The organism is Paeniglutamicibacter sp. (assembly GCF_046714615.1).
Taxonomy (GTDB): domain Bacteria; phylum Actinomycetota; class Actinomycetes; order Actinomycetales; family Micrococcaceae; genus Paeniglutamicibacter.
The window spans coordinates 1-25,667 of the sequence record NZ_JBKKAP010000024.1 but is presented as its reverse complement, the minus strand read 5'-3'; the positions used below and the strand labels follow the sequence as shown (position 1 = coordinate 25,667).

21 protein-coding genes are annotated in these 25,667 nt (G+C 65.2%); 9 read left to right on the top strand and 12 right to left on the bottom strand.

Annotated elements, in window-relative coordinates; all coding sequences use genetic code 11:
• Positions 1-100: 100 nt before the first annotated feature.
• Positions 101-508, bottom strand: a complete 408-nt coding sequence (locus tag ACLQ7E_RS02925) for a hypothetical protein (protein WP_411731053.1) — start codon at positions 506-508, stop codon at positions 101-103.
• A gap of 96 nt (positions 509-604) precedes the next feature.
• On the opposite strand from ACLQ7E_RS02925, the gene ACLQ7E_RS02920 reads away from it, so the two are divergent.
• Together ACLQ7E_RS02920 and ACLQ7E_RS02915 are read left to right on the top strand one after the other, a co-directional pair.
• Positions 605-1,276 (top strand): helix-turn-helix transcriptional regulator, encoded by a 672-nt coding sequence (locus ACLQ7E_RS02920; protein WP_411731052.1) that lies wholly within the window; start codon positions 605-607, stop codon positions 1,274-1,276.
• Between the two features lie 209 nt (positions 1,277-1,485).
• Positions 1,486-3,435 carry an acyl-CoA dehydrogenase family protein gene (locus tag ACLQ7E_RS02915; RefSeq protein WP_411731051.1) on the top strand — a complete coding sequence of 650 codons (1,950 nt, stop codon included), beginning with the start codon at positions 1,486-1,488 and terminating at the stop codon, positions 3,433-3,435.
• Here ACLQ7E_RS02915 and ACLQ7E_RS02910 read toward each other — a convergent pair.
• The 7 genes from ACLQ7E_RS02910 to ACLQ7E_RS02880 form a co-directional block, all read right to left on the bottom strand.
• Complete coding sequence (locus tag ACLQ7E_RS02910) at positions 3,432-4,403, bottom strand: PDR/VanB family oxidoreductase (protein ID WP_411731050.1); 972 nt, start codon at positions 4,401-4,403, stop codon at positions 3,432-3,434. The genes ACLQ7E_RS02915 and ACLQ7E_RS02910 overlap by 4 nt on opposite strands.
• 45 nt (positions 4,404-4,448) lie before the next feature.
• On the bottom strand, positions 4,449-5,252 hold the full coding sequence (locus ACLQ7E_RS02905) for an amino acid ABC transporter ATP-binding protein (RefSeq protein WP_411731049.1): 804 nt from the start codon (positions 5,250-5,252) through the stop codon (positions 4,449-4,451).
• Positions 5,249-6,175 carry an amino acid ABC transporter permease gene (locus ACLQ7E_RS02900; RefSeq protein ID WP_411731048.1) on the bottom strand — a complete coding sequence of 309 codons (927 nt, stop codon included), beginning with the start codon at positions 6,173-6,175 and terminating at the stop codon, positions 5,249-5,251. The genes ACLQ7E_RS02905 and ACLQ7E_RS02900 overlap by 4 nt, the downstream gene beginning before the upstream one ends.
• A 25-nt stretch (positions 6,176-6,200) precedes the next feature.
• Positions 6,201-7,133, bottom strand: coding sequence for an ABC transporter substrate-binding protein (locus ACLQ7E_RS02895; protein WP_411731047.1), 933 nt, complete (start codon positions 7,131-7,133; stop codon positions 6,201-6,203).
• 67 nt (positions 7,134-7,200) lie between these two features.
• Complete coding sequence (locus ACLQ7E_RS02890) at positions 7,201-8,235, bottom strand: succinylglutamate desuccinylase/aspartoacylase family protein (RefSeq protein ID WP_411731046.1); 1,035 nt, start codon at positions 8,233-8,235, stop codon at positions 7,201-7,203.
• Positions 8,232-8,681 carry a hypothetical protein gene (locus tag ACLQ7E_RS02885; RefSeq protein ID WP_411731045.1) on the bottom strand — a complete coding sequence of 150 codons (450 nt, stop codon included), beginning with the start codon at positions 8,679-8,681 and terminating at the stop codon, positions 8,232-8,234. The genes ACLQ7E_RS02890 and ACLQ7E_RS02885 overlap by 4 nt, the downstream gene beginning before the upstream one ends.
• Positions 8,682-8,686: 5 nt before the next feature.
• Positions 8,687-9,730 (bottom strand): Rieske 2Fe-2S domain-containing protein, encoded by a 1,044-nt coding sequence (locus ACLQ7E_RS02880; RefSeq protein WP_411731044.1) that lies wholly within the window; start codon positions 9,728-9,730, stop codon positions 8,687-8,689.
• A 168-nt stretch (positions 9,731-9,898) separates the two neighbouring features.
• Here ACLQ7E_RS02880 and ACLQ7E_RS02875 point away from each other — a divergent pair, with 168 nt between their 5' ends.
• Positions 9,899-10,561: a GntR family transcriptional regulator gene (locus ACLQ7E_RS02875; RefSeq protein ID WP_411731043.1), complete on the top strand. Its 663-nt coding sequence runs from the start codon at positions 9,899-9,901 to the stop codon at positions 10,559-10,561.
• A gap of 27 nt (positions 10,562-10,588) precedes the next feature.
• On the opposite strand, the gene ACLQ7E_RS02870 is transcribed toward ACLQ7E_RS02875, so the two are convergent.
• Positions 10,589-12,151: a PucR family transcriptional regulator gene (locus ACLQ7E_RS02870; protein WP_411731042.1), complete on the bottom strand. Its 1,563-nt coding sequence runs from the start codon at positions 12,149-12,151 to the stop codon at positions 10,589-10,591.
• Positions 12,152-12,342: 191 nt separating this feature from the next.
• Here ACLQ7E_RS02870 and ACLQ7E_RS02865 point away from each other — a divergent pair, with 191 nt between their 5' ends.
• The 3 genes from ACLQ7E_RS02865 (at position 12,343) to ACLQ7E_RS02855 (ending at position 18,084) form a co-directional block, all read left to right on the top strand.
• Positions 12,343-14,397 (top strand): hydantoinase/oxoprolinase family protein, encoded by a 2,055-nt coding sequence (locus ACLQ7E_RS02865; RefSeq protein WP_411731041.1) that lies wholly within the window; start codon positions 12,343-12,345, stop codon positions 14,395-14,397.
• 2 nt (positions 14,398-14,399) lie between these two features.
• Positions 14,400-16,397: a hydantoinase B/oxoprolinase family protein gene (locus ACLQ7E_RS02860; protein WP_411731040.1), complete on the top strand. Its 1,998-nt coding sequence runs from the start codon at positions 14,400-14,402 to the stop codon at positions 16,395-16,397.
• 385 nt (positions 16,398-16,782) lie between these two features.
• Entirely contained in the window at positions 16,783-18,084 is a 1,302-nt protein-coding gene (locus ACLQ7E_RS02855) for a purine-cytosine permease family protein (RefSeq protein WP_411731039.1), read from the top strand.
• Between the two features lie 113 nt (positions 18,085-18,197).
• Here the strand turns inward: ACLQ7E_RS02855 and ACLQ7E_RS02850 are convergent, their stop codons facing one another.
• Positions 18,198-19,847, bottom strand: coding sequence for a PucR family transcriptional regulator (locus ACLQ7E_RS02850; protein ID WP_411731038.1), 1,650 nt, complete (start codon positions 19,845-19,847; stop codon positions 18,198-18,200).
• Between the two features lie 120 nt (positions 19,848-19,967).
• On the opposite strand from ACLQ7E_RS02850, the gene ACLQ7E_RS02845 reads away from it, so the two are divergent.
• Both ACLQ7E_RS02845 and ACLQ7E_RS02840 read left to right on the top strand, forming a co-directional pair.
• Positions 19,968-21,461: a CoA-acylating methylmalonate-semialdehyde dehydrogenase gene (locus ACLQ7E_RS02845; protein ID WP_411731037.1), complete on the top strand. Its 1,494-nt coding sequence runs from the start codon at positions 19,968-19,970 to the stop codon at positions 21,459-21,461.
• A 35-nt stretch (positions 21,462-21,496) separates the two neighbouring features.
• Positions 21,497-22,870: an aspartate aminotransferase family protein gene (locus ACLQ7E_RS02840; RefSeq protein WP_411731036.1), complete on the top strand. Its 1,374-nt coding sequence runs from the start codon at positions 21,497-21,499 to the stop codon at positions 22,868-22,870.
• 82 nt (positions 22,871-22,952) lie between these two features.
• Here ACLQ7E_RS02840 and ACLQ7E_RS02835 read toward each other — a convergent pair whose 3' ends face one another.
• A complete protein-coding gene (locus ACLQ7E_RS02835) occupies positions 22,953-23,450 on the bottom strand; it encodes a hypothetical protein (protein WP_411731035.1) in 498 nt (165 codons plus the stop codon).
• Between the two features lie 470 nt (positions 23,451-23,920).
• Between ACLQ7E_RS02835 and ACLQ7E_RS02830 the strand changes: the two genes are divergently transcribed.
• The gene (locus ACLQ7E_RS02830) at positions 23,921-24,514 is read left to right on the top strand and encodes a hypothetical protein (protein ID WP_411731034.1); all 594 of its coding nucleotides are present in this window, start codon (positions 23,921-23,923) and stop codon (positions 24,512-24,514) included.
• A 62-nt stretch (positions 24,515-24,576) separates the two neighbouring features.
• On the opposite strand, the gene ACLQ7E_RS02825 is transcribed toward ACLQ7E_RS02830, so the two are convergent.
• Positions 24,577-25,667, bottom strand: a 1,091-nt coding sequence (locus tag ACLQ7E_RS02825) for an aldehyde dehydrogenase family protein (protein WP_411731033.1), incomplete at its 5' end; no start/stop codon positions are given.

Here is a 25,667-nt window from a genome sequence, read left to right as displayed (position 1 = left end):
GGTTTTCACTTTATGTGGCGGGCCCGGGGTTTGCCCTAAAACCCTGCGGGGGCGCCGGCCACTTGGTTCCACCGCCAAGCCGGGTCGAGCCCGTCCGGCGCTAGGCCGCGCTTGCCGTTGCGAGCCGGTTCAGGGCCAGGGCGCCGACCAGCAACCCAAAGTCACGCAGGGCGACATCGAAGAAGCCCGGTAGCACGAGCAGGTTGACGATGATTCCCAGGAGCCAGAGCGCGACGACCAACGATCCGATCTTGGGGCGCAGGGCGACCAAGACACCAGCGGCAATCTCCACGATGCCGACCACATACATGAACACCTCGGGGCTGACGGGGATGATGTCTGTGGCCAAGGGAGCCAGATATTGCGTCCAGTCGGTGAGCAAGTTGGTGAACTTGTCGAGCCCGAAAACGATCGGCGCGACGGTAAAGATGGTTCGCAAGAGCACGAACGCTTGGTGATTGAGCTTGGCGCTGCGTTCGGTTGCAGCACTCACGGTGTGCGTGGCCATGGTCTCGGCCCCTCTTTCTAAAGTGATGATGCCTAATTTTAGAAACGTCGCAGTCTCTAAGTCAACAGTTACTAGCTTTAGATTTACACTGGAGCCATGAAGTTTCCACCAGGGGATCAAGGGCTCGCCGCCGTGGCCGCGTTGGCGGATCCGGTGCGCAAGGCAGTGTATGAATTCGTGCGCACCGGTGAGGCTGCCGTGGGACGCGACGAATGCGCCTCCGCTCTGGGGTTGCCCCGCAACACCGTGGCCTTCCAGTTGGACAAGTTGGCCGACCAAGGCCTGCTTTCCGTGGAGTTCCGCCGGCTCAAGGGAAAAGGCGGCCCGGGTTCCGGGCGGCCGGCAAAGCTCTACGCGGCCGCGCATCTGGACGTGGCGGCCAGTGTGCCGCACCGCGAATATGCCTTGGCCGCAGACCTGATGGCCAGGGCCATCGAAAGGGCCGGCGCCGAAGAGCGGCCGGTCACTCCGGTCCTGGCCGAGGTCGCCCGCGAGGCCGGCCGGGCCATTGGCGCCCGCGCCGGCTCGCTGACGCAGGTACTGGAGGACCACGGATACCGGCCCGAGGTTCGCACGGACGGCTCGGTCGAGCTTCTTGATTGCCCATTCCACCAGCTCTCCGCCAACCACCGGGACACCGTGTGTTCCATGAACCTCGAGCTGCTCACGGCGGTGGTCGACGGGGCCGCGGCGCCCTACCGCGTCTGCCTTGATCCGCCCTCGAAGGTGCATCGCTGCTGCGTGCGGCTCGACCCACAAGAGGACTAGCCACCCCCGAGTACCCACGGCGTCCTCCGATCCCCCGGGGCGCCCGACCCGCGGCCCGCAGGACGGGACCGCGCCCTTCAACGGCGGGCCGGCACCGGGGCGAACACCCCCCCCTATCGGCAACCGATGGCCGCGGCTAGGCTGGCATCAATACGTCAGGGCCTGTAAGTCCCCATGGCAGGCCCCTTGTTTTCGACAAAGGAGGCGCCATGAGTCTTGATGAAAAGCAGTCCGGTGAACGCATCGATGAGAAGGTTGCACGACAGGTGGCCGAGGCCGCGCGCGAGCAACAATGGGAGCGGCCCAGCTTCGCCAAGGGCCTGTACATGGGTGACTTCGACTGGGGTCTGATCCACCCGCACCCGCAGCCCGACCCAGAATCGGCGGCGCGCGGCGTGGCCTTCTTGGCAACCCTGCGCGCGGCCATCAAGGACTTTGACCCGGGTGTCATTGAACGCGAGTCCCGGATCCCCGACGAATACATCAAGACCCTGCGCGACGTGGGCGCCTTTGGCATGAAGATCCCCATCCAATACGGAGGGCTTGGCCTTGACCTCGCCGACTACGGCCGGGCACTGATGCTCCTGGGCACCCTGAGTCCAAGCATTGGCGCCCTGCTCTCGGCCCACCAATCCATTGGGGTCCCTGAGCCGGTGAAGATGTTCGGCACCGATGAACAAAAGCGGGCCTTCCTTCCCCGCTGCGCCGCCGGCGCCATTTCCGCCTTCCTGCTGACCGAAAACGACGTGGGCTCCGATCCTGCCCGGATGGGCACCACCGCCACGCTCTCGGACGACGGACGAAGCTATCTCATCAATGGCGCAAAACTCTGGACCACCAACGGGGTGGTGGCCGAACTCCTGGTGGTCATGGCCGCGGTCCCGGCCCGCCAGATGCCCGACGGGACCAAGGCCCGCGGCGGGATCAGCACCTTCGTGGTCGAAGCGAACTCCCCCGGCATCGTCGTGGAAAACCGCAACGCCTTCATGGGGCTGCGCGGCATCGAAAACGGCGTCACGCGGTTCCACGACGTGAAGGTCCCGGTCGAGAACCGCCTGGGCAAGGAGGGTGCCGGGCTGAAGATCGCCCTGAGCACCCTGAACACCGGCCGCCTGTCCATTCCGGCAATGTGCGCCGGAGCCGGAAAATGGTCCCTGAAGATCGCCCGCGAATGGTCCAACGCCCGCATCCAGTGGGGCAGGCCCGTCGGGGAGCACGAGGCGGTTGGCAAGAAAATCGCCTACATCGCCGCCAGCACCTTTGCCCTGGAGGCGGTGTTCGAGCTTTCCGCCGCCCTGGCCGACGCCGGGATGAAGGACATACGCATCGAGGCGGCCCTGGCCAAGCTCTTCTCCTCGGAGGTCTCCTGCAAGATTGCCGACGAGCTGGTGCAGATCCGCGGCGGGCGCGGCTACGAGACCGCCGCCTCGCAGCGGGCCCGCGGGGAACGCGCGGTCCCCGCGGAACAGGCGTTGCGGGACCTGCGTATCAACCGCATCTTCGAGGGTTCCACCGAGATCATGCACCTGCTCATAGCCCGCGATGCAGTCGATGCCCACCTGAAGGCAGCCGGCGCCCTGGCCGACAAGGACTCGGACCTGCAGGCGAAAGCCAAGGCCGCCGTGGGCGCCTCGGGGTTCTATGCCAAGTGGCTCCCGACCCTGGCCGTGGGGTCGGGGCTCCTGCCCAACTCCTATGCGGAGCACGGACGATTGGCCAAGTACCTGCGCTTCATAGAGCGCGCATCGCGCCGCCTGGCCCGGCACACCTTCGCCGGCATGGCCAAGTGGCAGGCGGGCATGGAACAGCACCAGGCGTTCCTGGGCAGAATCGTTGACGTGGGAGCGGAACTCTTTGCCATGGCCGCCTGCATCTCCCGGGTCGAGCTCATGCGCACGCGGGACCCGGCAAACGCGGCCTCGGCCGAGCTGCTGGCCCTGGCGTTCTGCGAACAGTCGGAGCACCGCTGCGAAACCCTGTTCCGGGACCTGTGGGCCAACAGCGACAAGACCGATCGGAAGCTGTCGCAGAAGGTGCTGGCCGGGGACTTCACATGGTTGGAAGCCGGGATCCTGGATCCCACCGAGGGCACCGGCGAATGGATCGCCCCCTGGTCCACCGAGACGTTGCCTGACCGTCGGCGGCCATACGGTTCCTAGCCCAAGTCGAGCACCAGGCGTTTGCCCTTGCACCGCGAAACGCAAATCATCATGGTGTCCCCGGCGTCGTGTTCCTCCTGCGAGAGCAGGGAGTCGCGGTGGTCGATGTCCCCGGAGAGAACCGGGGTCTCGCAGGTGCCGCAGATCCCCTCGCGGCAGGAATTCAGCGGGCTCTGGCCGGCATTTTCCAGGGCCTGCAGGATGCTGACCCCGACCGGGACGCTGACCTCGGTTCCGTCGGTGCCCACAACGGTGAATTCGTGGTCTCCCTCGTGCGGCGCCACGGCCGCTCCGGCCATTTCGGGATCCGCGGCAAATCGCTCGAAGTGCAGGCGGGAAGGATCCTGCCAGGACTCGGCCAGGGATTCGATCACCTTCAGCAGCGGCCCGGGGCCGCAGGTGTACAGGTGGAAGTCCGCGGACCCATCGGCCAGCAACTCGGCCAGCGGGTAGAAGCCGCTCTCGTCGTCGGCATGGATGTGCACGTTGTCCCCGTGGACCGCCAGCTCATCCAGGAAGGCCATGTTCCGCCGACTGCGGCCCAGGTACACCAGCTTCCAAGGCACGCCCGCCGTGGCCGCGGCCCGCACCATGGGCATGATGGGGGTGATGCCGATGCCGCCGGCCAGGAACACGTATTCCCCGGCCGGCGCCAGCGCGAAGTTGTTCTTGGGCCCGCGAACCTGGATCTTGGTGCCGGGGCGCAGTTCGTCGTGCACGTAGGCCGAGCCGCCGCGCCCTGCCGGTTCGCGCAGTACCGCCAGTCGCCACGAGTCCTTCTGCCCGGGATCCGAGCAGAGCGAGTATTGCCGGATCAACCCATTGGGCAGCAGCACGTCGAGGTGGGCCCCGGCACCCCAGTCGGGCAGATCCTGCCGCAGCGGATGCCGCAATTCCAGGGACAGGACGCCGTCGGACTCGCTGGTGATGCGGTGGACTTCGGTTTCAAAGAATTCCAGGGTCGACATCGGTGTGTGCCCTTTCGAAGATGCGCGGATGGATGGATGGATGGATCAGAGCACCGAGGCCAGGAAGGCGCGGGTGCGTTCGTGCTGCGGATTGCCGATGACGTCCTTGGCAGGGCCCTGTTCCACGACGTGGCCGTCGTCCATGAACACCACCCGGTCAGCAACGTCGCGGGCAAAGTTCATTTCGTGGGTCACCACGACCATGGTCATGCCGGTGGCCGCCAGGTCCTTCATCACCCTGAGCACCTCGCCGACCAGCTCCGGGTCCAGGGCGCTGGTCGGCTCGTCAAAGAGCATGACCTTCGGCCGCATGCACAGGGCCCGGGCAATGGCCACGCGCTGCTGCTGGCCGCCCGAAAGCTGCCGCGGGTACGCCTTGGCCTTGTCGGCCAGCCCCACGGACTCGAGCAGGGCCAGCGCCCGCGCCGTCGCGGTCGAGCGCTTTTCCTTCAGCACCAGGCGCGGCGCTTCGATCAGGTTCTCCAGCACGTTCATGTGCGGAAACAGGTTGAAGTGCTGGAACACCATGCCGATCTCCACGCGGCTGCGGCAGATCTTCGCGTGCGGCTGCTCATGCAGCTTGGTGCCCTTGAGGTCGTAGCCCATCACCGACCCGTCCACCCACATCCGCCCGCCCTCGATCGTCTCCAGGTGGTTGATGCAGCGCAGCAGCGTCGACTTGCCCGACCCGGAGGGCCCGATCAGGCACACCACCTCGCCGCGGGCCACCTGCAGGTCGATGCCCTTGAGGACCTCCAGGCGCCCGTAGCTCTTGCGGATCGCGTCGGCCTTGATCATCGGCCCGGGCGCCTTTTCGGTGGAGGTGGTTTCCAGGGTGGTCGCACTCATTTCTTGGCTCCCTTGAGGGTCAGCGGGTCGTGCACCCGCACGAAGCGTTTGAGTTGTTGCCACGGCGTCTGGGGCAGGCTGCGCTGCCCGCCCTTGGCGTAGTGGCGTTCCAGGTAGAACTGCCCGACGCTCAGGATCGAGGTGACCACGATGTACCAGATGCTGGCCACCATCAGCAGCGGGATCGTCTCGAAGTTGCGGGCGTAGATGATCTGTGCGGAGTACAGCAGCTCGGGCACCGAGATGACCGAGACCAGTGCGGTGGTCTTGAGCATGCCGATGGTCTCGTTGCCCGTGGGCGGGATGATCACGCGCATGGCCTGGGGCAGGATGATCCGCCGCATGGTCTGCAGGCGGTTGATGCCCAGCGCCCCTGCAGCCTCGGACTGTCCGTGCTCCACCGAGAGGATGCCGGCCCGCACGATCTCGGACATGTACGCGGCCTGGTTCAGTCCCAGCCCCAGGATCGCCGCGGTCAGCGGCGTGATGATCGCATTCGCGTCCAGGTCCACCCCCGGGATCCCGAAGGTGATCGAGGGATAGAGCGCGGCCAGGTTGTACCAAAAGAGCAACTGGACCAGCACCGGGGTGCCGCGGAAGAAATTCACGTAGGCAAAGGCCGCGGTGCGCACCACCGGGTTCGCCGAGATCCGCATGACGGCCAGCACCACGCCCAGCACGATGCCGATGAGCATGCAGATGGCGGTGAGTTCCAGGGTGATGCCGATGCCGCGCACGATGGAGACGTCGCGGATGTACATCCCGACGGTCTCCCACCCGAAATTCGGGTTGGAGACCACCGAACGCAGCAGCAGCAACCCCAGGAGCACGATCACGGCGGCGGAAAGCCAGCGTCCCGGGTGGCGGGCCTTGACGATGCTGTACTCGTCGGCCGTAGCCGCCGTTTTCTTGGGTTCGGTCATGAGGGTCATTCCGTGGTCTCCGGCCCTACTTCAGCACGACGTCTGCAGGGGTGATCTCCGTGCTGGCGGGCAGCCCCCACTTGGTGTTGATCTCCGCGTAGGCGGGGGACTCCAACACAGCCTGCGTGGCTGCCTGGATGGCCGGCAGCAGCTCGCTCTTCTTGCCCAGTGCCGTGCCGGTCAGTTCCGGCTCGAAGTCCGGGCCCTCTGCCACCTCGAACTTCCCGTCGGCCAGCTTGCCCTGGTAGGCCAGGGACACCGAGTCGGCCATGACTCCCTGGACCCGGCCGGAGGTCAGGGCCAGGTTTGCGTCGTTCTGCGTCGGGAAGAACTGCAAATCGATGGCGGGGTTCCCGGCCTCGGTGCATTCCTTGGAGAAGGCCGGCAGGATGTCCAGGGACTGGATCGACCCCTTCTGCGCGGCGACCGCCTTGCCACACAGGGTTGCCGTGTCCATGCTGAGCTTCTCCGGGTTGCCCGGGGCGACTGCCAGCCCGGTGCCGCCCTGCAGGTACGGCACGAAATCCACGACCTTGCGGCGTTCCTCGGTCACGCTGAAGGTGGACATGCCCAGATCGTACTTGCCCGAGGCCAGGCCCGGCAGGATGGTGTCGAAGGTCGCCGGGACATGCTCGACCTTCAGGCCCAGCACGGCGCCGATGGCATCTCCCATGTCGGCGTCCCACCCGATCAGGGTCTTGTTGTCGGTGTCGTAGAACTCGAACGGCGGGTAGGTGGGGTCCGAGGCAACGCGCAGCGTGCCCTTGTCGCGGATTTCCGCCGGAAGCAGGGCGCGGGCGGCCTCGTTGACGCCCAAAGCTGCAGTGGATGCGGAACCGGAAGCCGGGGCGCCGGCGCCCTGGGTCGTTTCGGCCTGCGAGACGGTGGTGCAACCGGTGGCGGCAAGGGCAAAGAGCATGCCGCCGACCAGGAAACGAGAGGTGCGGTGCGAGATCATAATCTGTCCTTCTTCATTGGTGTCCGGGCCGCGAGTGGCACCGGGCTTGGTGGGAGAACTGGAGTGGTTACGATGCGGGAGAATCAAGCGGCGGTGCAATGTGGAGCAGATGGGTTCCAGGGGCCACCAGAGTGGGCCGGCGCATGATCGCGACCACTCCGTCGACGCGGGCCCGGAACAGGCGCGGAGGCCTGTCCAGTTCGTCGATGAAGTGCACGCGCGCCACCGGCTGACCGGCGTGCACCGCGTCCCCCAGATCGACGAGCGGTTCGAGGAGCCCGGCGGCGGTGGATGTCACCGACGACTCGGGCACCAGTTCCAGCCATTGCGGTTCGGCGGGGACGGGAGTGGCGGCGTTGTCCTTCATGATCCCCAGGCCGGCCAGCAGTCCGGGCATGCCACGGCGCAGGGCACCAAGTGCATGCCGGTCCACGGTCCCGGCCCCGGAAAGTTCGGTGGAAATGGTCGGGATCCCGGCCAGGTCCCCGGCACTGGAAAGCGAGCCAGGTTCCAGCATCGGGGCGACCACCATGACGTACGGCAGCCCGAGCAGCCGGGCCGCACGCACCTTGGCGCGCCACAACACCTCGTCGGGGCCGCGGTAGATGAAGGCACAGGGCAGGTAGGTCGAGTTCGACCCGCCCGAGTGCATGTCGATCACGAAGTCGGCGCGCGGCAGCAAAGCCCCGGCAATGAGCGCGGCGACCTGCTCGGTGGGCCCGCCGTTGGCGCGACCCGGGTAGCTGCGATTCAGGTTTCCCGCGTCGATCGGCGAGACGCGGGCGGCGGAGCGCACGGCCGGGGAGTTGGCAGCCGGGACAATGATCACGGTGCCGGACAGCTGGCCGGGGTCAAGCTCGCGGATCAGTTCATGGGCCAGCACCTGCCCCTCGTATTCGTCCCCGTGGGTGCCTGCAACCAGCAGGGCCACAGGTCCTGGGCCCGAGGAAATGACGGCGACAGGCACCGGGATGACGGAGCCGTCGTGCACGTTGTCCGAATGCACCACGTGTCCGTAGCCCAGCTGCTTGCCCGCGGCGGCGAAGTCGATGCCGGTGAAGGCGGCCGCCGTCACGTTGGTGTACGTGGTCGCGGTGCTCACGGGACCCACCTCAGGGCCGGTGCGCGCCGAGGCGCCAGCATCGTGACCGAGACCCGTGCCTCGGGGGCGGTGAGCGAAATGCGCAACGATTCGTCGTCCTCTCCCTCCACGATGAACACGTCACCCGGGTTCAGCCAGCGTTCCCATGGCCCGTCGACCGCGGCGACCAGCACCTGGCCGTGCAGCGAGGTCAGCACCATCTGGTGTCCGGCGGCGCGTTTGACGACTCCCGTGTGCCCGTCGGCGTAGACGGAGGTCTGCACCCCGATGTAGTCGGGGTCCGCCTCGATGAGCACCTCGGATCCGGACGAGTGTTCCGCGAGCCGCGCGGTCCAGCGCCACGGGTCCCCGCGCTCGTCGGTGTCAGGGCACGCGGCCAGGGTGCGCTGCCCGGTTCCGGCATCCCAGTAGTCATCCAGCGAATCCTTGCGTACGAGCAACCACATGGCGGCTAGGCCCTTGCCCCGGCGACGGGCCGGTCCGCGGCCGCGGCGGCCTGCTCGCGCTTGATCAGCGTGGAGAGAATGCGCCGGGCCTTGGCCACGCCGCCATCCTGGGCGATGAGCACGTCAAATTCCCCGGCCGGTCTGGACTGCATGCCGATTTCCTGGGCTTCCAGGGCATCGGCGTCCTCGCGCAGCACGGTCTCCAGGCCCACGCGCAGGTCCTCGGTGGCCTGTGCGTCGTCGAGGGCGAAGTTGCGGCTGAAGGCGTAATAGTACCAGGAGTTGTGCTCGTCAATGGGGGTGATGCCGTTGAGCACCTTGATCAGGTAGCCCTCGGCGCGCGGCTTGCCCTCCCCGGTGATCCCGGAGTGCAGCACGTGCAGGTTGGGCACGAAGAACTCTGTGCAGTGGAAGCGGTCGAACAGCCCGCGCGCGTCCATGGTGTCGGCGTATAGCGGCGGGGCCTCGACCGAGGGCATCAGCCTCTCGACGCTGACCACCGATCCCTCGACCTCCACGGTGATGCCGTGCTCGTAGATGTAGTCGTCGCCCACCGTGGTCTTGTGCAGGAATGACTCGTGGGTCAGATCCAGCAGGTTGTCGTGGATCAGCCCGGCGCGGCACTTGAAATGGAACGAATGGGTGACGGTCGCCCATTCGGGGTCGGTCATCCAGTGGGTGTCCGGCACGTCCGCGGGGTCGGCCAGGTCCGCATCCCCCATCCAGGCCCAGATCCAGCCATCCTTTTCCACCAGCGGATACTTGCGGACCTTGGCGCGTTCGGGGATGGTGCTTTGCGCGGGGACCTTGGTGCACATGCCGTCTTCCCCGTAGGTGAAGCCGTGGTAGCCGCATTCTATGGAATCGTCGATGGTGCGGCCTTCCGAGAGCGGGAAGGCGCGGTGGGCGCAACGGTCGGCCAGGGCCACGGGCGTGCCGTCCTGGGTGCGGAAGAGCACGAGCGGCTGCTCACAGATCACCCGCTTGACCGGCTTGCGGTCGACCTCGTGGCTCCAGGCTGCCACGTACCAGGTGTTCAAGACATACATGTTTTTCCTTTGTCGGGAGGTGGAACGCGATGAATTGTATTCACCGTATACAGTGGATACGGATGGGTCAAGGGTTATTTGTGACCCGCACCACCAAACCCGCGCTGCGCAGCGAAAACCACACGCTAGACTGCTGGGAACCGCGATGGAACACATTCAGGGAGATGCATGGCTACGGGAGTCCACGACGCACGGCCACTGGCGGTGCGGGTCCATGAACAAATCGCCTCCGAGATCGTCAGTGGCGTGCTGAAGCCGGGAACCGCGCTTGTCCAGGAACAGGTTGCCGCACAATATGGGGTCTCGCGCACACCGGTGCGCGATGCGCTGGCCCAGGTCGCCATGGAGGGCCTGGCAACCTTGGTGCCCGGGAGCGGCTACGTGGTCAACGACCTCACGGCCCAGGACGTGCAGAACGTCTTCGAGGTGCGCTACCACCTGGAGCAGCTGGCGATGGCCCAGGCGATGGGCAGGCACTCCCCCGCGCAACTGGTGAGGCTGCGCGCGCTCATCGATGAATTCGAGACCGTGGAACCCACCGACGCGGAGGAACAGTTCCGGCTCGGCAAGGAATTCCACCTCAAGCTCATCGAGCCCTGCCCCAACCAATACCTGCGAGAAACCCTGGAAAGCATCTGGGGACACCCGATCCAACGGCGGATCACCCGCGCCTACCAGCTGGGGCCGGAGCACCAGGCCTCCATCGCGCGGGCTCACCGGGATATCTTGCAGGCTCTTCCAGCGGGCGACCTGGAAACCATCATCCAGGTCCTGGGCTACTGCCACGACGCCGGCGACATCGACCCGCACAGCCTTCCCTCGCGCGGGTGAACCCGGGGTTCCTGAACCGGGTCGGGACTATCTCCGCTGCGCGGAACCGCGAATCCGCAGGATCTCGTCCTGATACGCAAGGTACAAGTTGGCAAGGAGCCCCGCCTCGCTCGGGTTCCCACCCAAAATCTCGCCAACTTTCTTGATCCGGTAACGCACCGTGTTGGGATGGACATAAAGCCAAGCCGCCACTCGGGCGACATCTTGGTCCATGGCCAGGTATCCCTGGATTGTTTCCACCAGTTCTTTGTCATGCCTCAGCGGCTGGACGAATCGGGTCAGTCGCTTGCGGTCGGAGGGGCTCTTGAGGCGTGCCAGGAACCAGCTCGCAGGATCCACCTCATCCATCCGGACCAACCCTCCATTCGCCCCGGCATCGCTGGCGGAGCGCCGCCGAGCTATGCTCGCGGCAAGTTCGGCATCCTGAAATTGTTCGGGAACCTGCGCCAGCGATCCAGAAGGCTCGCTCAGCCCGATCGCCAGTCCTTGAGCGACAACTGCGACCCACTGCTCACTTGCCTTGGATTCGGGAATCAAGGCATGAAACCCGGGCGGCACTTCGGGCGTCTTTCCGTTCTCGGCAAAGAGCAGAGGCAAGCCCATGCGCTCCGCCGAATCAATCAAGGCGTCAACCTTGGCCGGTGACAACACTTCATCTCCCAGCGTGGTGGCCACCACCGAACGGAACGGCTCGAAGCCCTTGAATCCAAGAGGCTTCAACAACTCCCAGTAGCGCAGTTCGCGAGAGACATCTATACCGTCCTGCAAATTCGTGAGCAATTGGGCATTTTCATGCCGCCGGCGCGAGGTATCCAGATGGCTGATGCCCTTGATGGCCCCGAGCATGCGCTGAGTGGTTTCAAGCAGGACATCGCCGAGGTCATCGAGCAGTGTTCCCTGCCGCGTGGCAATGGCCAGATGGTATCCACGGCCGCGCAACACCATGGAACGGTACATGACCTCCCAGCGGCCAATGGAAAACCGGTCGAAACCCGACTGCCCGCCGCCGATCGCCGAGAAGATGAGGTTCGTGGGTCCTTCTCCCGTCGATTCGACTATGACCCCGGAATCTTCGTAGAGCACGGCAGTCCCTCGGCAGGCAGTGCCCAAACGGGCAATCAGTGCCTTGATCGGATCGTCCGACGAGATGCTGTCGAGCAGATCATTGGTCAGCCATAGCATGCGCTTGAGTCCGTAGCCGTCCGGCACGGGGGCGCTTCGGTTGATGTAGTTCTCTATGTGCCGAAATGGGATTTCCGGGGCCACCGCCACAAGCGGCAGACCAACCTCGGCACAGCATTGGCGCAAATCGTCGGGAATCGACTGGAAATACACTCCAACACCGAAAAACAAGGCAGCGACCTTGGCCCGACGCAGAGCTCCCACCAGCTCCCGGGCCACAGCCGCCGGATGCGCCTCATTGAGAAATCGCATGCCCGTGGTCAGCATGACGTTCCCAGGCTCGAACCACCTGGCCGGATCGTGTATTTCCGAGCTATGAGCTCCAGTGATTTCCGGATCGAGCGACCCCGTGACTGCAAGTTCCAAGCCGAGGGACTTCTCTTTCAGAACGTCGCTTAAGCACAGCACGGCAATTCACCTTCGCTCGATTTGCCCGTTGTTTCGAGGTCTTGGAGCCCAAGATTACCCCGTCCCCCATGAGAATTTGTAGAAATTACAATGATAGGCCAGCGACCTTTGAATTCCGCTAATGACAGAGATGCGCGTCACATTGCATGGTTGGGTGAAGCTAAAAAACTCGAACCACCAAGGAGCGCATGATGGCCAATTTACGAGTCGCCGTGGACGTCGGAGGCACCTTCACCGACGTCTGCATCTTCGATGAAGAGACCCAGGAAATGCGGGTCACCAAGGTTCCTTCCACGCCACATGACCCCATGCTGGCAGTGATGGGCGGCGTGGAACGCGCCAAGATCAACCTAGCCGATGTCTCGTTGTTCTCGCACGGAACAACCGTGGCAACTAACGCCCTCATTACCCGCAAGTTCCCCTCCGCGGCAATGGTCACAACCAAGGGCTTCCGCGATGTCATTGAAATCCGCGACGGCACCAAGGACGATCTTTGGGATGCTTACAACGACGTTTCGGGCCCCTATATCCGCCGCCGCGACCGCTTCGAGATCACCGAACGCATCGACTTCTCCGGGAAGGTCGTCACGCCACTGGACGAGACCGAGGCGCGCCAGCTTGCAGCGTTGCTACGCAAGCGCGGAACCACCACGATTGCCGTCTGCTTCATCAATTCCTATGCGAACCCCGCCAATGAAATCCGGATGCGCGAAATCCTCCAGGAAGAGATTCCCGAGGCCGCCGTCTCCGCCTCCGCCGAGATCCTGCCCGAGATCTTCGAACACGACCGTTTCAACACGGCTGTCGCCAATGCCGTGCTGGCCCCGTTGGTGACTGGATATGTTGACCGCCTGGCCTCACAACTCAAAGACGGCGGCTACACCGGGGACTTGTTGCTGCTTCATTCCGGCGGCGGATCAATGACCCCGCGGATGGTCAAGCGATACCCCGTGAGGCTGGCTGCCTCCGGCATTGCCGCGGGCGCCATCGCCGCCAAGCATGTGGCCCAACAATGCGGATTCGAGGACGCTGTTGGACTCGACATGGGCGGCACGTCCACCGACATCTGCCTGGTATCGGGCGGTGAATTGCGCATCACCAAGGAGTGGCAGGTCGAGTATGGGCATCCGATAGTCTTCCCGTCCATCGAGGTCCTGACCATTGGGGCCGGCGGCGGTTCCCTAGCCCACATCGATATTGCCGGGGCGCTGCGCAACGGACCGCAGTCTGCCGGGGCGGCACCAGGCCCGGCCTGCTACAACTCCGGCGGTGACCAGCCCACCAACTGCGATGCAAATGTTGCGTTGAACCGTTTAGGCACTTCGCTGGCAGGCGGCGCCAAGACCCTGGACCGCGTGCTTTCCCGCGAGGCCATCAACCGCGTCATTGCCGAGCCGCTGGGCATGGGCGAAGCCGAGGCGGCACATGCCATCCTGCAGGTCGCCAACGCCAACATGGCCGATGCGGTGCGCCTGATCTCGATCCGCCGCGGCTACGACCCACGCGACTTCGCACTCATTGCCTTTGGAGGTGCAGGTGCACTGCACGGTGCCGAAGTGGCCCGTGAACTGAACATCCCCACCGTCGTGGTTCCGGCCAATCCCGGAGTCACCTCAGCCCTGGGCTGTCTACTGGTTGACATCCGGCACGACCTCTCGGCCATGTTTACCGGTTTGGCTTCCGAGACCGATCCAGCCGAGATCGAGGTCCGGTTCAAGACACTGGAGAAGGAGGCCTCCTCGCGCCTGCGCCACGAGGGAGTGAGCGATGAGAACGCCGTGCTTCAGCGCGAGATCTCTATGCGCTACGCCGGCCAGTGGCGCTCGCTGTCCGTGTCCATCGGTGCGGGGCGCGGCGCTCTAGAAACGGCCATCGAAACCTTCCACCAAGAGCATGAACGCGAGTTCGCCTTCCGCCAGGACGACCAGCCGGTCGAGATATATCAGCTACTGCTCAGCGCCATTGGCAAGACCCCGAAGCCGGCTTTCATTCCGGCCACTGAGCTCAACGCCGATCCGGGTTCCCCCGCTTCAACGCGCGAGGTCTACTTCGGCGACACAGGCTGGTTGTCCACCCCCGTCTACAATCGCGCCCAGCTCCCGGCAGGTGCCACGTTCTCCGGCCCGGCGATCATTGACCAGCTCGATTCCACCACAGTGGTTCCGCCACGCACAACAGCCGAAATCGACGGCTGGGGCAATATCCGCATTCACCTTCACGATCTTCCCTCAAGCAAGGAGTCCTAGTCATGACCGATACACTCGTTGCCCCAAACACCCTGGCAACCCCTCCGACACGTCCATCACTGGATCCGGTCACCTTTGAGGTGCTGAAGAACGCGTTCGCCACGTCGGTTGACTTGATGAGCGAACAAATCCTGCGCACCTGCTACTCGTTCGTCATCTATTCGCGCGACTTCTCTTCCGCCCTATGCGATGCGTCCGGAAACACCGTGATGCAAGGCTCCGGTGACATTGCGGTGCACGTGGGCACCTTGCATTTCCAGTGCAAGGCCGTCATCGAGGAGTTCGGCACCGACATCCACCCCGACGACGTTTTTGCCATCAACGACCCCTACCGCGGCGGCACCCACTTCAACGATGTTTCGTTCATCCGCCCCATTTTCGCCGACGGCGAGGTCATTGCCTTTGCCCAGAACAAGGGCCACTGGGCCGACATCGGTGGCAATGTCCCAGGCTCTTTCGACGTCAACGCCAAGGAACATTTCGGCGAGGGCCTGCGCATCACCCCGGTGAGGATCTGGTCCAAGGGCGTGTTCCTGCACGACGTCGCCCAACTGCTGGTATCCAACACCCGCGCGCCGCGCCAGGCCATGGGCGATCTGCACGCCCAGTCCGAGGCCACCGCAGTCTGCGAGCGCGAGATACATCGCTTGGTCGGCAAGTACTCCAAGGACACAGTGCTGGCGGCCATGCAGGAAACCCAGGACTACGTGGAGCGGACCGTGTTGCGACAGCTGGAGTCCCTTCCCCAAGGCGAATGGGAAACCACCGACTACATCGACGTGGATCCGGGCAAGGGTGAAGGCCTCGTTCCCATCAAGATCAAGCTCAGGCTTGACGGGAACGGCATCCATTATGACCTCTCCGGATCAGCTCCAGCGGTGGCAACGTTCCTCAACTCCGGCTACGGCACCACCCACTCGGCCATCTACGCCGGCACCAAGACTTTCTTCCCGGATGTGCCGCTGAATTCCGGCTTCTATGCCGCGGTCCAAGCAGAGATCGGCCCGGAGGGTACGGTGGTCAACGCCGGGTGGCCGTTCGCGGTCACCGGGTTCTGCTCCGGTCCTTACGAGAAGATCATGAACGGGATCTTCGAGCTGTGGAGCCAGATCATGCCGGAACGCGCCATGGCGTGCGCGTTCAACCTCGAATACCTGTTGGTAGGCGGCAAGGACGCGCGGACCCCGAAGAACGAGTACTTCATGTGGTACGACTGGATGGCCGGCGGCTGGGGCGGACGTGCCACCAAGGACGGTTCCAGCGCTACGGCTCCGGTGTTCGGCCCGGGCCTAGCCGTGCAACCGGTCGAGGGGCAGGAACGGCTCTCCCCTGTCTTGACGACCCGGCACGAGATCGCCATAGATTCGGCCGGCCCCGGCCGCTATCGCGGCGGCCTAGGAATTGAAAAGGGCGGGATGCTTACCGATGCCTTCGACACCGTAATGAGCTATTGCTGCGACCGTGCCCGCTCCATCACCTGGGGCATCGAGGGCGGCTTGCCCTCAATACCGCACGGAGTTTGGCTGAACAAGGGCACCTCGGAGGAACGCTACCTCGGTTCCAATTTCTCCTCCGTTCCGGTGCAGTCGGGCGATACCTTCACGCGCCCCTCCGCCGGAGGCGGCGGATTCGGCGACCCGTTACTGCGCACCCCCGACGAGGTTCGGGAGGACGTCATTGACCAGTATGTCTCGATCGATCGGGCAGCCAAGGACTATGGGGTGGTGATATGTGAGATCGATGCAGAGCTCGACGAGTTCGAGATCGATGAGGCCGCCACGACGGCGCTGCGGGCGCAGATCCGCGCCGCGCGGAACGGCTGGCTCACCGAGGATCCGCATGTTGTCGCAGAAAACTACCGCAATGGCACCACGGACATGCTCGATGTCATTCGGAGGCACGGCGTCATCCTGGACTGGGGAACCGGCGAACTATTTGAAAACACCACGGCCGAGTACCGGCAGCTGATGGCGCGCCGCTCTTCCGCACACTGGGTCTAGCCACTCGCATGCACACGTGCCAGGAGTGCGGAGCACCGGCCGATTTCCCGGCCGCTTCGCACTCTCCTGGCCCGGTATCGCACCCAGGGGCCCACTGATTTCCGGGGGAGGTACCGCCTGCAAAGAAGCGGGCGGTACCTCCCCCGGAAAATAGAACGGGAATTCGATAGGCTCCCGTTCCGGCCGCCAACGCGCGGCATTTGTTCGACATTCTTCACCGGGCACCGACCAGTTCTCGGTCGAAATTGCGCCTTATTCCTTGTCACACTCGCCTGGCACCAAGCACGCACGGGTTCGACCCGATGCCCTGCCGTGCCCGTTTTTCAGGAGAAGTCTCGTGTCAACACAATCAACGGCTGAGAATACGGCCCCAGAGAACAGGAAGATGAGCGCGGGCTCACTCTCAATGGCTTGGTACGGCCTGGTCTCGGCCATGTTCTTCATCTACATCGGAGCCTCACTGGCCCAGGCCTACGGCACCATCGATACCCTCATAGGCTTGTCCATCACGATCGTCATCTACGGCGCCATCAACCGGGTCCTGGCCGGATACGCATTGAAGCATTCCTTGACCGTTGCCCAGTTCTCCCGCACCCTGCTCGGCAGCAAGGGCGCATTACTGGCCACACTGGTCTTTTCCGCCACTGCCATCTATTACGCAGTCTTCGAGGGCGCCATCCTCGGCTACGCCTTCCAGACCCAGTTTGGCGGACCCATCCAGCTTTGGTACGCATTGGTGGTGCTGTACACGATTCCACTCATCGCCGGTGGCATCCAACGCTGGCTGGACAAGATCAACGGCTTGCTGCTCCCCATCTACTGGGGCGGGCTAATCACAGCGGTTATTTGGGCGTCCATTGCCCATCCCAACGGCAGTGCCTGGCTCACCCACTCAACAGGTTCGCTGTCGTTCGTTGCTGGCGGGCCCGGCTGGCTGGCCACCTGCGCCGCCTTCATGGGCGTGTGGATCCTGATGATGTACACCATGGACTTCGCCGCACTTGGGCGCGCAAAGGACGTGAAGTTCCACCAGCGTTACACCTTCGGCTGGCTCTTCTACACCCTGGCCTTTGGCGTCAACTCACTGATCGGCATCTACCTCACCTTCACGATTCCCGGCGCGGAGGCCACCGAGACCGGCGTTGCTGGCGCCTTGGTCCAGCTCATGGGCCCTCTGGGCCTGCTGGTGATCTTCGTGTCCCAAACCCGCATCAACACCGCGAACTATGCGCTGGGCATTGCCAACCTGCGTGAATTCGGCGAGCGAGCCCTGTGCCTGCGATTGCCGTCGCTGGCTTGGGTCGGGATCGGTGCGCTAATTATCTACCTGTTGATGCTGCTGCCGGTCGTCAAGTACCTGTTGTTGGCCCTGTCATGGCAGGGGGCGCTGGTCACCGGCTGGGTGGCGATCGCGCTGGTACACATCTTCGTCCAGGAGCGGCGCGGCGGCATCGTGCCGGACGGGTCGCTTCCGGACTCTGCATTCCCTGCGCTCAACCGAGCCGGGGTCGCTGCGTGGATCATCTCGGCCTTTGCCGGAATCACGCTCATCCAGTCCGGCAGCGCGTGGGGCTCGAACATCGGCTCGCTGGCCACCCCGATACTGGCGGCACTGATTTATGCGGCACTGATTCGCCTTTCCCAGTCCCGATTAGGCGATTCCAAGGCGAAACTCGTCAAGCACTAAGGTCCTGCCAGTTATCAACGCAGTGCGGCCGGTGTACTGAGCCCTCGTAGGTTCCCTGCACCGGCCCCACGCCTCCCCTCCCAGTTGCCCGTTCCGCGCCGCAGGCACCTGGTTTAGGATCGGCCCAATCCGCGCCAGAGCAGCGCCACGTGCAGCGAGGTCCGCGACTCGGCGTCGTCCAGGCTGACCCCGAGCTTGTCCTCGAGCTTTTCCAGCCGGGCATAGAGCGCCGGCCGACTCAGGAACCCGGTGCGGGCCAGGGCGGATTTGTTGCCGCCGTGCTTGAGGTAGAGCGACAGCAGTTCGAGCGCCGGCTCATCGAGCGGGTCCAGGATGCCGGCCAGCTCGGCCTCGGCAAAGGACTTCAGGCGCGCGTCGTCGTGCATCAGCGCCAGGACTCCGCGCAGGCGCACGTCGGCAAAGCGATAGAAGGGCCGGGCACGGGTGTCGAAGGTCGCCACGGTTTCGGCCACCTGGGCCGCTTCCTCCAATCCGTGGGCCGCATCCTTCACGCTTTTTCGCCCGCGCCCCACGCCCACCGACCAGTCGACGGCTTCCTGGCCCTGCGCCAGCTGCCGGCAGATCCGCTCCAGCAGTGGCTCTTCCAGCTGTTTGGCGCCCACGCCCAGCACCATGCCAATCTGGCCGCTTTGCAGGCTGGCGGCCAACGCGGTGGCCCGGGCCGAATCCACCACGGCGTTGAGCGCATCCAGCAATGCGCGTTCGCGCAGCTGCACCCCCGTGGGCGTTTGCCCGGCGCGGTGATCCAGCCGGAACACCACCGGGACGTAGTGCGGGGAGTCTGCCAGCCCCAGGGCGCCGGCGCGGATCAACACCTCGCCCTCCCCCAGGGCATGCTGCTGGCGCAGTTCGTGCAGCAGCCCGGCCCGGGCCTGGTGGAGCAATTCCTTTTGGTCGCGCCCTGCCAGACGGGCAATGGAGAGCGTCTGCCCGGCACGTTCAAGCACCATGGCAGCATCCCCGTCGGTGGCAAGTTCCCCGGGAACCACCAGCCGACCCCAGCGCTGGCCCTGGATGCCGACAGGGGTCTGCAGCCAGCCTTCCTCCCCCAAACCGCGGCCCGTGGTTTCCAGGTACCCGACCCGGCGCGAGCGCTCCGGCCAGTTCGCGAGCAACCGCGCATCCGGGGTCGGGCCTGCAGCGAAGCCCAGCACCAGATGGGCCACGTCCTCCAGCACCACCGGAGCCCCGATGAGTTCGGCGGCCCTGGCCACGATTCCCTCCTCGGTCGCGTTCTGCAGGCTCAGCGCGGTGAAGACCTCATGGATCATCCGCGACCGTTCCAGCGCGGCCAGCTGGTCCGAGACCAGCATCCGGTGAACGACCTCGGTGATCTCGACAAAGCGCACGCGCTTGTGCAGCAAGATGACCGGGAAGTCATTTTGCTCGGCCACCCGGCGCAACGCGGCGATCGAGGCATCCCGTTCCCTGTCCACCCCGGCAACCAACTCGACGATGAGGCCGGCGGCCCCCGCCGCCCGCACCTGCGCCAGGAATCCTGCAACCCCGGCCCCGGCCTCCCCGAAGGCCATTCCCGTGGTCAACACCAGCTCCCCGCCGGAGAGCAAATCGGCCAGGTCGGGGGTTTCGGCCACGTGCACCCATCGCACCGGGTTGCCCAGCATGTCCGCACCTCCCAGCACCTCGGGCTCACCCGCGGCAACCGCAGGCAATTCAACGACCCTGGCAATGCTCAGTGTCCCGGCAACGGCGGGCTTTTGGTGATTGGCGACGGTACTCATGGACAAAGTGTATTGCTTTCCTGCAAAGAGTTGACAGGTTGCCCATACCCCAGGTGTGTCCCAGACGACACAATGGATTCAATACCGGATTTAGCCCGCTTTGAAAGGAACCCGCGCACCATGCAGACGCTCTCCCACTGGATCGACGGAACCGCCCTGGACGTCCCCGCCGATTCCCGCTTCGCCGACATCACCAATCCCGCCACCGGCAAGGTCTCCTCGCGCGTGGCCCTGGCCTCCGCTGCCACCACCGGCGAGGCCATCGCCGTGGCCCATGCCGCGTTCCCGGCATGGCGGGACACCTCGCTGACCCGCCGCTCGCAGATCCTTTTCAACTACCGCGAACTGCTGAACAAGCGCAAGGGCGAGCTCGCGGCCATCATCACCGCAGAGCACGGGAAGGTCCTGGACGACGCCATGGGCGAAATCGCCCGCGGCCTGGAGGTCGTCGAGTACGCCTGCGGCATCCCGCACCTGGTCAAGGGCGGTTACACGGAAAACGCCTCCACCAAGATCGACGTCCACTCCATCCGACAGCCGCTGGGCGTCTCCGCCATCATCTCCCCCTTTAATTTCCCGGCCATGGTGCCGATGTGGTTCTTCCCCGTGGCCATTGCCGCCGGCAACACCGTCATCCTGAAGCCCCGCGAGAAGGACCCGACCGGCGCGAACTGGATGGCCGAGCTCTGGAAGGAAGCCGGGCTGCCCGACGGCGTATTCAACGTGGTCCACGGCGACAAGGAATCGGTCGACACCCTGCTGACCGACCCGAGGGTCTCCTCGGTCTCCTTCGTGGGCTCCACCCCGATCGCCCAGTACGTCTACGCCACCGGCACCGCCCACGGCAAGCGCGTCCAGGCCCTGGGCGGGGCCAAGAACCACATGCTGGTACTCCCGGATGCGGACCTGGACCTTGCAGCCGACGCCGCGGTGAACGCGGGCTTCGGCGCCGCCGGCGAGCGCTGCATGGCCATTTCCGCGATCGTCGCCATCGACTCGATCGCCGATGAACTGGTGGCCAAGATCGCCGACCGCACCGCAACACTGCGCGTGGGCGACGGCACCCGCGGCTGCGACATGGGCCCGCTGGTCACCGCCGCACACCGCGACAAGGTCGCCGGCTACATCGATGCGGGCGAGGCGGCAGGGGCCACCATGGTCCTGGACGGCCGCCACGTGAACCCGGATGCCGAAGGCGAGGGCTTCTTCCTGAACCCGACCCTCTTCGATCACGTCACCACCGACATGTCGATCTACACCGACGAGATCTTCGGCCCAGTCCTCTCGGTGCTTCGCGTGGAATCCTTCCAGGAAGGCATCGATACCATCAATGCCAACCCGTTCGGCAACGGCACCGCCATCTTCACGAACGACGGCGGGGCCGCCCGCCGCTTCGAGAACGAGATCCAGGTCGGTATGGTGGGAATCAACGTGCCCATCCCGGTCCCGATGGCCTACTACTCCTTCGGCGGCTGGAAGAACTCGCTCTTCGGGGACACCCATGCCTACGGAGCCGAGGGCGTGAACTTCTTTACCCGCGGCAAAGTCGTCACCTCCCGCTGGCTGGATCCCAGCCACGGCGGCCTGAACCTCGGCTTCCCGCAGAACGCCTAGGCCTGAGCACTTTACGGAAAGGGGCATCGCCCACCATGAGCACCGAAGTGAGTACCGACGCCATTACGGCGCAGGAGATTGCCGCCGGCGTCCGAGCCCACGAGCTGGACCGCAAGCATGTCTTCCATTCCTGGCAGGCCCAGGGCCCGTTCAACCCCATGACCATCCTCAAGGCCGAGGGCTCGTGGGTCTGGGACGGGGAGGGCAACAAGCTGCTTGACCTCTCCTCCCAGCTGGTGAACACCAACATCGGCCACCAGCACCCCCAGGTCGTCGCCGCCATCCAGGAGCAGGCGGGCAAGCTGTGCACCATTGCCCCGCAGCACGTCAACGACGCGCGCTCCGAGGCCGCCCGGCTGATCGCCGAGCTGACCCCCGGGGACCTGAACCACGTGTTCTTCACCAACGGCGGGGCCGATGCGGTGGAGCACGCGATCCGCATGGCCCGCCTGCACACCGGCAAGCACAAGGTCCTGGCCGCCTACCGCAGCTACCACGGCGGCACGCACCTGGCCATCAATGCCACCGGCGACCCCCGGCGCTTCGCAAACGACCTCGGCGATGCAGGAATCGTCCACTTCATGCCCGCCTACCACTACCGCTCCTACTTCTCCGCCGCCACCGAGGCCGAGGAAACCGAGCGGGCGCTGCGCCATCTGGAGGACACCATCATCCTGGAGGGCCCTGCCACCATTGGTGCCCTGATCCTCGAATCCATCCCGGGCAGCGCGGGCATCTACGTGCCGCCGGCCGGGTACATGGAGGGCGTGCGCGAGCTGACCCGCAAGTACGGCATCATGTTCATTGCCGACGAGGTCATGGCCGGCTTCGGCCGCGCGGGCAAGTGGTTCTCGGTGAACCACTGGGACGTGGTCCCGGACCTGCTCACCTTCGCCAAGGGCGTGAACTCCGGCTACGTCCCCCTCGGCGGCGTGGCGATCTCCGATGCCATCTTCGAGACCTTCCGCGAGCGCGCCTACCCGGGCGGGCTGACCTACTCCGGCCACCCGCTGGCCTGCGCGGCGGCGGTGGCGACCATCAACGCCATGAAGGACGAGGGCATGGTGGAGAACGCCGCCCGCATCGGCGCCGACATCATCGGCCCGGCACTGACCGAGCTGAAGGCCAAGCACCCCTCGGTCGGGGACGTGCGCGGGACCGGCTGCTTCTGGGCCGTGGAGCTTGTCACCAACCGAGAGACCCGCGAGCCGATGGCACCCTATGGCGGATCCTCCCCGGCCATGGCCGCGGTGACAGCTGCACTGAAGAAGGCAGGCATGCTCCCGTTCGTGAACTTCAACCGCATCCACGTGGTTCCGCCGCTGAACATCGGCGACGAGGACCTGCGCGCGGGCCTGGCGATGCTCGACGAGGCCCTGTCGGTCGCCGACACCTTTGTGACGGCGTAACGACGTTCGCACCGCCATTGCCGGCGGGGTTCGGGACCCATGTCCCGGGCCCCGCCGGCCTTGGCTTTAGCCGGCATCCTGGCTAGTCGGCCGCCTGTGTGACCAGCACCTGCCACTTGATCCCGGGCCCCGCCTGCACGGAGATTTCAAGCTCCGTGGTGGAGTCATTGACAAAGCTGTTCCGGTTGACCTGGCCCGGGACTGTTTCAGTGCAGCCGGCACCGTAGGTGCTGCCGTCGCTGAGTGCGACCTCGATGGGTCCGGATCCCTCGCATATCCAGGAAACGAACGTCTCCCCCTTCCCCAGGGAGTCTCCGCCACCGGTGCCGCTTCCGGTGCCTTCCATTCTGAACACCACTTTCTCGTCCGAAGCCGCGCCCAGCACGATGGCTTCCCACCCAGCCGCATCCGTGTGGTCGGAAGCGGCGGGACCGGAGGCGGCTTCGGATAGCACTGGAACCGTCTCGGACGCCGAGGGGGAAGGCAGGTCCTCGGTCAGCGTCGTGCATCCCGACAGCACGGTGGCAAGCCACAACAGTGCGAGGAGTGTCCGGGCCGGTACTGGCTTGTTGTTCCTCATGGGTCTCCGTCTTTTCGTTTCCCTGGCGACAGTGGCGGAACGCCGGTGTCCGCCCGCTCATTTGAACGAGCATATGGCACCTACGCGCAACTTGGGTCCCGCACTCCAGATCCGCCTGAGGGATGCTGGGACCACGGCGATCGGGTCGCTGGCATGGGCCGATGTACCAGCCATTCGACTTCGTGACGCCGCAGGTCCACCTCGCCGTTGAATCCGGCGTTGCAGCGATTGGCCTCCTGGCGGCCTTGGCATGCATTTCGGTTGGGGGCCCGGCTGGAAGCAATACGAACGCCGCTTCGTGACCAGCAGAACGAGGTGGAGCACGTCCCGGACCGGCGTTAGGCCGCCCGCGACGGTACATTGGTTCTCCGGTTGGCTAGCCGCCCTCCACCTGTGGTCCCAGATGGATGCCCCAAAACCTGCCCCTTGCTCCGATGCGTGGCCGGTGCCCCCGACAATAGGCTGGACGCATGACACAGACAGCACGCCGCCGGTCATCGATGCCAGCACGCCCCAGGACACTGGTGGTGGCGACCTGGGCCGTCCTGGCTTCCCTGGCTCTGACCGGTTGCAGCGCCCTGGGCATCGAGTCAAAGTACGACAAGAGCGCCAGCCACGAATTCGCCACGGGAACCGAAGGCAAGGAAAAGAAGGTGCTTCCTGCCTGGGTCCCCGATGAGGCCACGAACATCACGGAGGTCGTGCGCCCCACGGGAAACGAACGCATCCTGCGCATGGACCACACGGGGGCGCTGCCCCCGAGCTGTGTCGCCATGTCCGAAACCGGCCAGCCAACCCTGGCGGAACTGGCCGCGGGGTTGGAGCTGGAGGATCCGGCCCCCATGCAGGAAATCGCCGAGCGGGTGGACGCCCAATACCAAACACCGCTGCTGGCAGCACACTGGTGGCCCACCGGCCAGGAAAACCTGACCACGCACCTGTGCGGCAAGTGGTGGGTGTCCAAGGATTCCGGCAGCCTCACTGGCTACACCCCGGAGTTGAAGGGTATAGCCAATAGCATCCTCGCGGAGCAGGCCAAGGCGCAGCGCAGCCAGGGCAACTAGGTCCTCGGGACCGCGCGCGACGGGGCCGTGGTGCCCCGGCCCCGTCGTGGGCGAGGATGAAGCTAGCCGTTGATGACCTGCGGCTGGCCCAGGGCCTTGAGCCCGGCGACGCCGAACTCGACGCCGTAGCCTGACTGCTTGGCACCGCCGAAGGGGATGCGCGGGTCCACGCCGCCGTGGCTGTTGATCCACACGGTCCCTGCCTGCATCCGGGCGGCGACCTTGCGGGCGGCGTCGCGGTCCGCTGACCACACCGAGCCGCCGAGCCCCACGTCGAGGGAGTTGGCCAGTTCCAGGGCCTGCTCGACCGACTCGACCTTGATGATCGGCAACGCCGGGCCGAACTGCTCCTGCAGCACCAGCGGGTTCTGCGCATCGATGTCGGCGATCAGCGTGGTCGGGTAGAAGTGTCCCGGGGCCTCCGGCTTCGGGTCCGCGCCCAGCAGCACCCGGGCGCCGGACTCGGTGGCGCTGCGCACCAGCGAATCGACGATGTCGTACTGCGCCTGGTTCTGCAGTGGGCCCAGCACGTTGGCCTCGTCGAGCCCCACGCCCATGGGCACGTTGCGGGCCACCTCGAGAAGGGCCTGGCAGACCTCCTCGTAGACGTCTTGGTGCACGTAGAGGCGCTTGAGCGCCGCACAGGTCTGTCCGGTGTTGATGAACGCACCCCAGAACAAGCCCTCGGCGATCGCCTTCGCATCAACGTCAGGCAACACGATGCCGGCGTCGTTGCCGCCCAGTTCCAGGGTCAGCCGCTTCACGGTGTCCGCGGAGGAACGGATGATCGCCTGGCCGGTGGCGGTGGAGCCGGTGAACATCACCTTGCCGATATCCTTATGCGTGCTCAACAGCGCCCCGACATCCCGGCCTCCGGCAACCACATGCAGCACGCCTTCGGGCAGCACCTGGTTGATCACGTGAACCAGTGCCAGCACGGAAAGCGGGGTGTACTCCGAGGGCTTGAGAACCACGGTGTTGCCCATGCGCAGGGCCGGTGCCAGCTGCCAGACCGAGATCATCATGGGCCAGTTCCACGGGCCGATGGCGCCCACGACGCCGAAGGGACGGTAGTGCACCTCGGCGTAGGTCGTGCCATCGTCGACGACCACCTCGGGTTCCAAGTCGAAGGCTGCAGCGGCGCGCAGCCAGG